Here is a 7,963-nt window from a genome sequence, read left to right on the forward strand (position 1 = left end):
CACTGCCGACAGAGTCCTGGCCACCGTGCTCTACCGGCGCAAACTCGGAACCCGAGACCTGATCGCCCAGCTCTTCGGCGTCAACGGCAGCACCATCACCAGGGCCGTTCAGCACGTCCAGCCCCTCCTTGCCGAGTACGGCCACACCAGGTTCCGCACACCCGCCGACGTCGCCGCGTTCGTCACCAACAACAGCCCCACGGAGATCAAGTCGGCATGTTGATTCTCTGCGAGCCCTAAGGTGCAATAAGCTGGTTATTGAAATGGCTGAAATCTGGCGCGCGTTGATCAGTTGTCGGTTAGTCGAATTTCCCAGTGTTAGGCCAATGGCGGCTTGAGCGCCCGTACGAAAACGAAATGAAGCCCCCTTGGAGGTACCCTAGGGGGCTTCATTGAACCGGTCTAACGTGTGGGCGAATCTATTACCCACACCTCAGCCTGAATCGTGATGGTATTTTTCGCTCTCAGTGATTACTTAGGAGGGGAGCTGGCGCGGCAAGTTCCTGGAGGCCAAGGTCCTGCGCACGGACCGGGGTCGACAGGGCAATTTTCGGGGATAGTGCGTGCACACCAGTCACATACTACCGTCGCACCCGCCCCAGCTGCCTGCAGGTCTCTGGCTGCATCTCTTGCAACCTCAAGCCAATTTACCTCTGTGACTGCTATAGGTGTGCGCTCAGCGAGTTGCTTGCTGCCCCATAGGCTGAGTCCCGTGATTTTCCGAATTGCGTGAACTACCTCGATTTTCCCACTGCCAACTTCTTGCAGAATAGCTCGAAATCCCGGCTCCTCCATCTAATCCTCCTCGAAGTGGATTCTTGGAATTCGATTTAGCCTCTCTGGGTCGCCATGAGGCTTTAATGGAATTTGATCTCTAGTTGGGAAGTCTGGAGATCGACTCCTGTGAGTTTGCTGAATGGTGGCCCTGCTGGATACTGGCTGGGTCGACTATCTGGGTCCTCCTGTTGAGTTGTAGGTGGTGCCATACCGGATGGTCGTTCCGTCTCTTAGTACAATCATGGACGACCTTTGTGGTGAGCCCATTCCTGTAAGCCTATCTACATTTTTCATATCTTCTACACTCGCATAGGGGTATGTGGGGTGTGAGTGATATATCCACATTCTATCTGCCTGCATGGGCCCCATTGGTGTGGAGTGAGCGCCTCCTGAGTAGAGATAGTACTGCCCCCCGCCGCCGTTGGCCTTTGGTCCGTACTGGTAGACGAGCCCCCACTCGGTGTTGGTTGCGTTAGTTAGTGCCGCCATCTCTGCCGGGGACAGACGGCCTGATACAGGAATCCCATCCCCCCCAGGATGTTTCATCATGCCGCGTAGCAGGAATGGGGTTTCGCTGGCTTCGTAGGCGATGCCGATCCCTCTGGCCAGTTGGGATGCGCCTGAAGACTCAGGGGCGACTGGGCCGTAAGGGAGCGAGCCGACGGCCCCTCCTGCTTGGTATCCCATCCCATAGGCGGCAGTGTCGGCGTTGACATTATAGTCTTTTACTGCATCTTTTCGGATTCCATCGCCCCAGCATTCGACCTCGCCGAACAACTTGAATGCTTGGCATCCGAATGTCAGGCCGTCTGCGACTCCGGCTATGAATCCGGCGGCGAGGTCTCTGTCGTTGCCCATGGGCTGGTTGACCCAGTGGCTTTTGCATGAGGCGCGGTTGCAGATGGTCTCTACATGTCCGTTGGGATTGGTGGCGTTCTTGACCGGGGGGTTTGATCGGTGGCTGCTGGTGGGGCTTGGTGTGGGGAGGGTGCCGCCAGTGCAGTACCAGCCGCATCTCCCGGGGGCCGGGCGGACTGTGCCGTAGGCGCTGTTCCAGGTCCCATGGCTGGCGCTGTAGTTTCCTGCGGCTTCGGGGGCTCGGTTGGGGGCGGCTTCGAAGCCGCCGTCGTTCATTCCTTCGAAGTATTTGAGGCCGGACGGGTCCGCGTTGCCGATGGGGTTGGCGTTGGAGTAGGTGTACCCGTTCATCTGGAGCGGGTCGGTGATGTCGATGATGGGGTCGACGGAGATGAAGCGGCCGGTGGTGGATTCGTATTCGCGGGCGCCGATGTGGGTCAGGCTGGTGTTGGTGTCGTCTATGCCGGTGCCGAGGAAGCCGCGGTTGCCGGGCCAGTTTCCGGGCTGGGTGCCGCGGGGGTTGCCGTAGGGGTCGGACTTGCGGCGGGTGACCGTCTGGCCGGTGTTCTGGTCGACGGTGGTGGTGGCAGTGCCGTGGTGGTCGGCGAGTTGGACGCTGAGCTGGTGGTTGGTGGCCTTGCCGCTGGTGCGGCGGACGGTCGTGGCGCCGGGGCCGCTGTAGTAGCGGACGGCGTCGAGGGCCTGGCCTGCCTTGTTGACGGTGACCTCGGCTTCGCCGAGATAGAGGGTGCGGGAGCTTCCGGTTTCCTCAATGAGGCGGTTGCCGCCGGCGTCGTAGATGTAGGTGGTGGTGTTGTCGAAGGTGAACTGCTGGGGTCCGGTGGTGTTGCAGGACCACAGCTGGAGGTCGCTGCCGTCGGCGGCGTTGTTGGGGACGTCGACGCACTGGTTGGTGGCCGGGTTGTTGAGGGATTTGTCGCTGGCGCGGTAGACGAACTTCTGCTTGTCGCTGCCGTCGCAGGTGGCCAGGATCAGCTTGGTGCCGCTGGTGGTCAGGCATTTGTCCAGGGCGCGGACGGTGTTGCCGGTCAGGCGCCACTGCTGGGCCTTGCTCTTGTTGCAGGGGTAGATCTGGACCGGGGTGCCGTCGGTGGTACTGCCGCTTTCGACGTCGATGCACTTGCCGGAGGCTCCGATGACGGAGACGGCTCCGATGCCGGGGCTGGTGGCGGAGGTGATCTTGCCCCGGCGGTCCCAGTTCAGGGTCTGGGTGTCACCGTCGATACGCCGGGTCTTGGTGTTGCCGGACGCGTCGTAGGTGTAGTCGGTGAGCGAGGTGACCGTGGAGCCCGGATTCCGGGTGGTCTTCTCAGCCTTCGCCAGGGCGTGGGGCTGGGTCTTCACTGGCGGCTGGGCGCCGCCGGCGATGGTGACGCCGTAGGTGTAGGTGGTCTCGTCGTCCAGCGCCGGGTTGGTGAGGTCGTGGTTGATCAGCTTGGTGCGGTTGCCGATCGTGTCGAACTGGTATTCCTGCCAGAAACCGTCACCGTCCGGACCTGCAGTGAGGTCGGTCAGGGTGGGGCCGGTGCAGGCCGCGGTCTTGCCGGTCCAGGCCTTGGTGAGCTGGCCCATCGGGTCGTAGGCGAAGCACTGGCGGTCCTCACGTCCGCCGGGCTGGGAGTCAGTGATGGAGGTGATGGTGCCGGCCGGGTCGTAGGCGTAGGAGACGTCGCTGATCCGGTTCGGGCCGGTCTCCCGGTCGCTGACCTGATTGGTCACCTGACCGGTGTTCGGGTTGTACTGCGTGCTGGTCCACACCCGGTTCGGGGCGTTCCCCGAAGCGGTGCGAAGGACTTCGCCGAACGGGCTGTATTTGACGTCGGCGGTGTACCAGGACAGGCCCGAGACGCTCTGCGGCATGCCGTCGGTGTTGTAGCGGGTGACCAGCTTCTCCGCTGCCAGGCCGCCCGGGGTGGCCGGGAGGGTGGTCGACTGAACCTTGCCGGTCGGGGTGTAGGCGGTGTTGTAGGCGTAGGTGCCGGCCAGGCCCTTCGTCGCGGGGACGTCCGGGATCGTGATCTTCGATCCGGTCGGCTTGTACTCGGCGTCGTACCCGGTGACCTCGCTGGTGTATGCGGCGCCGTTCTCGTAGCGGGTGGAGGCGACGGGCTGACCCTTCGCACCCGGCAGGGTGTCGAAGGTGAAGGACGCGACGAGCGGGCCGTCGGCAGCGTCGTCACGCAGCGCGGTCGCCCGGCCCAGAGAGTCGTACGTCGTCCACTGGGTGCGGCCGCTGGAGTCCTTGGTCCAGATCAGCTGGTCGAGGGTGTTGAACCCGGATGAGGAAGTGCCCGTGTCGGGGTCGGTGGAGCTGGTCTTGCGTCCGCGGGCGTCGTAGCTGTAGGTCCACTGGTTGCCGGCGGGGTCGGTGACCTTGGCCAGGTTCCCTCGGGGGTCGTAGGCGTAGGTGGTCTTGTTGAAGGTGGTGAGGTCGGTGGCGGTGTAGTTCCGGATCTCGGTGGGGCGGTTGAGGGCGTCGGTCCAGGTCTCTGCCGCACGGCTGCCCCTGAGGGGCGTGGTGCCGTCGGGGGAGAGTGAGGTGCGGGTTCGGGTCCAGTCGCCTCCGTACTCGGTGGTGGCCGAGTACTGGGCCACGTCCGAGTGCAGGGTCGTGGTGCGGATGGTGCGGCCGAGCCCGTCGTAGGCCGTCTCGGTGGAGTTGGGTACCTGGAAGACGCTCTCCGGGACGAAGATCTTCTTCGCCGGCGCCCCTTCCGCGTAGTAAGCGCTGTTGGTGCGGCGGACCGTGCCGTTCGCGCTGTACAGGGTGTCCGTGATCAGGCGGCCGCCGCCCAGCGCATCGGCCTGCGTCTGGCGCGGGCGCAGCAGACCGTCGTAGATGGCGACGCTCTGTGTGTAGGTGCCGTCGTCCTTGAGGGTGCTGCTGGTGATCGCCGGGGCTTCGTGCTCGGAGATCTGGTAGCTGAAGGTGACGGCGGCCTTGTCCGTACCGGGCTTCTGGGAGGGCTTCCAGACGGCGGTGGAGCGTCCGAGGCTGTCGTAGTTGGATGTGACCTTGCGTCCGTTGGCGTCTGTGGCCTCCAGGACGCTGCCTCGGCCTGGATCGACCGTGACGGTCGAGGTGTGCCCGAGGGCGTTGGTCTTCGTCACGGTGAACGCAGGACCGGATGCCGGCGCGAAGGCTGTGGATGACGTGTTGCCGGCGGCGTCGTAGGTCTTCACGCCGCGGCCGAGAGCGTCGTACTCGGTGCGGGCGCTGATGATCCAGCCGGTGCCCGCCGCGTCGAGGGTGTCGGTCTGGAAAACCAGCCCCTTCGTCGGCGCGGTCCCGAAGGAGTTCAGGGCATCGTAGGAGGTACGGGAGTCTGTGAGAACGGTGCCGGTCGCGCTCTGCGCACAGTCACCCAGGGTCTTTCGGACCCTCTGCGGCAGACCGATCAGGTTCTGGCCGGTGTTGTGGACGTAGCTGGTGGTGATGCAGTTCTGCTCAACGGTGGCCCAGCCCGATCCGTTGTTCGACAGTACTTCGGTCTGCGCGGTGAGAGGCAGGCCGTAGGTCGTGTCGTAGGTGTTGCGGGTGCGGACCATGCGAGACTTGCCGCCGCTGATGTTGTTGATCTCGTCCGTGCGCGCAGTGCTGCCTCGGAAGGCCTCCAGAGGGGTGTTGCCGTCCCGTGGCCTACTTGCCGTCTTCTGGCTTGAGGGCCAGGTCAGCATGCGGGAGAGGACGCTGCCGCCTGCCCGGGTGTAGGTGATGGTCTCGGCGACGGCGCCCTGGTACTGGCGGAGGTCCTCGCCGAGGTCTTCGGTGTTGGCGGAGTCCTTGATGGTGATCTTTGGGCGGCCGGCGTCCCCGGACATGCCGCGGAAGTACCGAGTGCGGGTCTGAGACTGCTCGGTTGCGTCGCTCTTGCCCGCGTTGGCCGTGACGCCCTTGTTCGCCACAACGCTTGCGTAGCCGCGCCATTCGTTGAAGGTGCGCCGTTCGGGCTTGGAGAACTCGTCGGTGTCCTTGGCCCAGGCGGCGTCGCCTTCGTAGGTGTAGCTGGTGGTGACGTCAGGCTGGCGGGCGACGCGGTCCTTCTCGGTGACCTTGTCGACGACGTACTTGTTGAACCACTCCAGCGGCGGCGTCTCCAGCTCACTGTCCGGGGACCAGCGGACGGGGAAGCAGCGGGTGGTGTTCTCCTCCGGCTTCGGGTGCGCTCCGCCGACAGGGCAGGGTGCGGAGTAGTCGACAGATACCTCGCCGCCGGTCTCAGTGCGGATGGTCTCCATGCGCAGACGGTCGAAGTCCGGGGTCGCGTCGGTGGCACTGGCCGCGACGCGGTTAGGCATGTCCTGGACATTGGGCAGGAAGGACACCGGCGGGAGCGAGATGCTCTCCTGATTGCCCGCGCCGTCCTTGGTGGTGCCGTAGCCGGTGCGGGTGATGGACTCAAGCCACAGCGGCGGGTGCGTGTCCGTGCGCTGCCTGGGGAACGACTGCGCGAGCGTCCACCGGTCCACCAGAGACAGGGCAGTGGAACCCGCAGTGCGCTGGCCGTAGGTAGTGACAGCGGTCAGCCGCTTACGCGACCAGAACGTCGGCGCACCGCTGTAGCAGTCCTTGGCATCCGCCTTGCAGTTCAGCGTGGAGGGCGTGTCCCACCAGGGCTGCTTGTCACCGTAGTTGTTGCCCTCGAACTCAGCATCCGAGCACTGGGTGGTGCCTTCCTTGATGCACCGTTCCGCGACGGCGAACTCGACCTTGCCCGCCGGAGCCCCGGAGAGGTTGTCGCTGCGCAGACCGTAGGTGATCTGCTTCGGGTACCCAGACCGGGTGTAGGAGACAGCTTCCTTGTACTTGCCGTTCTTGGCGTAGCGGTTGGTCTCCTTGGCCCAGTCGATGATCATGGCGTTGCCGTGGACGTCCTCGACGTAGTCGAGATTCCACCGCCAGGCCTGCTCGCAGGAGGAGGCGGCGAAGGAGGTCTGGTAGCAGGGCTCGCCAGGGTGGTTGCCGAAGACCGGCACCGTGAAGACCGAGTTGGTGACGGGGCGGCTGCCAGCGCCGTCGACGTCGTGGCGGCCGAAGAAGTAGCGGGTTCCGTCACGGGTGGTGACGACCCAGTATTCGCCGTCCTTCGCACCGTTGGCGATGCTGGGGTCCGTCTTGCGCTCGACCCGGGAGCCGTCGTCCGACGCCGGGACCCAGGCTCCGGTCGTGGTGTCGTGGACGAGCTCGGTTGCGGACCCGCCGAGGGACATCACGAGGTTGTCGCCGGCCCAGCACAAGTCGTTCTTCTTCTTGTCCGTGCTGTTGTCGTTGTTAGGAGCCGACGGGCTGGCCTTACGGTCGTCAGCGCACGAGCGGTACCGACGCTCGATGAAGCCCGGCTCGTAACCCCAGCCATCTCCGATCCAGGACGCCTGACCATTGGCCACGGACGTCCTGCCGTCGACAGCCTGGGACGAATACCCGAAGGCGATCTTCGGGGTGGGCCCCGCGGGTGCATCGGGTACGTCCAGCGGGTAGGACCAGGAGAATCCGCCGCCGCTGCCGCCCGCGGTCCAGGACCCGGAAGGCGACAGGGACGTGGCCTTGTAGGTACCGCCAGCACCCGAAGCGCCGTCGGAGGCGGCCAGGACCGTCGGCCCGCCGCTGCCGCCGGCCATGGTGCGCATGCCCTGGCTCGGCGCGGTCGCCGGGTCGATGGTCGCCCGGACGGTACCGGTCGCCGGGTCGTTCGTACTCGGAACGTCCTGGGCGACCGTGCACTCTGGCAGGTCCGGCGTCGTCAGGAAGCACTCGGGGAGCTGCTTGAGCTCCAGGCGGGTGGCCCACTCGGTGCCGTACAGGTCCTTGAACTTCTTGTAGTCCAGCTGGACATCCACCGGAGTCGAGCCTTCGGCGGGCGGTGTCACCTTGATGAGTGCGCCGTCGATGTTCGCGGCCTCCGTGGCCGTGCGCGTCTCGACCGCCACCGACCAAGTACCGGAAGGGGCGGGCGGGGTCGGGTTGGCCTCGGTGGGCGAGGCCTTGCCGATGCTGACGGGGAGCGTGCCCGCCTGGACGAGCTGGTCACCCGACAGGGCGACGCTGGCGGTGCCACCGGCCGGCGGTGTCACCTTCGACGGCTCGTACTCCGGCGGCGACTGGACCGGGGCCCCCGCCCAGCCCTCGAGCTTGGCGGCCTCGACCTTGTCGAGCTTGGCCTTCATGTCCTGCTGAAGGCCCGGCAGTTGGACACCGCTGCGGTCTCCTGGTGGCGCTGCCCAGGCCTGGATGGGCAGGAGTGTTGCGAGCAGCGCCACCGAGACGGTGATGCCGGTGCGCCCGGCGAGGCGCGCGCGTCTTGCGCGG

Annotated in this window: 3 protein-coding genes; 1 reads left to right on the plus strand and 2 read right to left on the minus strand. The window is 65.2% G+C overall.

Annotation, left to right across the window (positions count from 1 at the left end; all coding sequences use genetic code 11):
- Positions 1–223, plus strand: a 223-nt coding sequence (locus ACFV0Q_RS34735) for a transposase family protein (protein ID WP_385010984.1), incomplete at its 5' end; no start/stop codon positions are given.
- Between the two features lie 248 nt (positions 224–471).
- On the opposite strand, the gene ACFV0Q_RS34740 is transcribed toward ACFV0Q_RS34735, so the two are convergent.
- Together ACFV0Q_RS34740 and ACFV0Q_RS34745 are read right to left on the minus strand one after the other, a co-directional pair.
- Positions 472–795, minus strand: a complete 324-nt coding sequence (locus ACFV0Q_RS34740; RefSeq protein WP_385010986.1) for a ribosomal protein L7/L12 — start codon at positions 793–795, stop codon at positions 472–474.
- Between the two features lie 153 nt (positions 796–948).
- On the minus strand, positions 949–7,914 hold the full coding sequence (locus ACFV0Q_RS34745; protein WP_385010987.1) for a ricin-type beta-trefoil lectin domain protein: 6,966 nt from the start codon (positions 7,912–7,914) through the stop codon (positions 949–951).
- Positions 7,915–7,963 lie beyond the last annotated feature (49 nt).

The sequence above is a fragment of the Streptomyces sp. NPDC059564 genome (assembly GCF_042735575.1).
In the GTDB taxonomy this organism is placed as follows: domain Bacteria; phylum Actinomycetota; class Actinomycetes; order Streptomycetales; family Streptomycetaceae; genus Streptomyces.